Raw genomic sequence first — 991 nt, 5'->3', positions numbered from 1 at the left:
TTATGTTACTCTAACGCATTTGATAACTAATGTCAGTTGAAGTTTGCATTCGAGCATCTTAGTTTTTTTCCAGGTGACGCAACATGGATTCGCATATCAAGGTCCGATCCGGTTCACTTAATCCCAACAGTGATCTTTCCAGGTACTTGTAGATCGGCCCCTTTTTCGAAACTTGGTCTTGCTGGCCAAACTGATGCACATGCGCTACGCGCGCCACCCAGCCAAAGAACCCGACCTCGATCTGGTCGCCGGTCGCCTTCATTTTCAGATGCTTAGCGGTGCGAATTTTGGCAAACATCGCCGCCTTCTGTCGCGTGATGCGACCATTCTTCCCCTTGAATTCCTTGCGCCGCTTGCGCTCCGGATATGCCGCGCCATCTGGCCCCTGCTGCGCCTTGATGCGCTGCGCCTGGCTGCGGCGCAGGTCAATGGCTACCTTGTGATTGACGGCGCGGCGCTGGGCAGGCTGCGCCTCGGCCAGCAGGGTGCCAGCCCAAGCTTCCAGCGCGTGCAGGTCGTCGCTCATGGCGTTACCTCGGGCGTGCGCCATTCGGCCTGCAGGGTGCCGCCGTCATTCAGCTTCCAGAACTCGTCCGCGTAGGTCGGCATGTGCTGTATCTCGGCCAGTGCTTGATGTCGAGGCGGCCCGCCTCCACCATGATGGAGGCGCCTGCGTAATCACGGCGTAAATCTGGCGTAACCGCTACTGGTTTTTGTCGGGTTTAATTGGGATTAAGAGAAGTGCCAAGGCGTAAAAAAAGCCACTAACCCCTTGCTTGTATTGGGATTAATGGCTTTCTCGATGTTTCTGAATTCTATGCGCTGGTCGGAGCCGGAATCGAATTAACCCCGGAAGCCAGCCTATCATCAAGGATCTTTGCCGACCTTGAGCTTAGATACCGTCAAAAGTACCGTCAAAAGAAATGGGGGGCCGTTTGAGTGCTACCGGGATTCCCGTAGTTGCACCCACCGCGCTTGGCCGCGCCGGTGA

General features: G+C 55.8%; 1 protein-coding gene. It reads right to left on the bottom strand.

Translation table 11 applies throughout. The annotated features are described in order from the left end of the window. Positions 1-58 precede the first annotated feature (58 nt). Complete coding sequence (locus AC0V2Y_RS15065; protein ID WP_475418043.1) at positions 59-526, bottom strand: phage virion morphogenesis protein; 468 nt, start codon at positions 524-526, stop codon at positions 59-61. Positions 527-991: the final 465 nt, after the last annotated feature.

It is taken from the genome of Janthinobacterium sp. BHSEK, assembly GCF_056174685.1.
The sequence above is the reverse complement of the archived record's forward strand: the minus strand, read 5'-3'. Positions and strand labels throughout refer to the sequence as shown.

Coding starts and splice junctions, on each gene's coding strand:
- AC0V2Y_RS15065 (WP_475418043.1), bottom strand. CDS start 526: ATGAGCGACGACCTGCACGCGCTGGAAGCTTGGGCTGGCACCCTGCTG.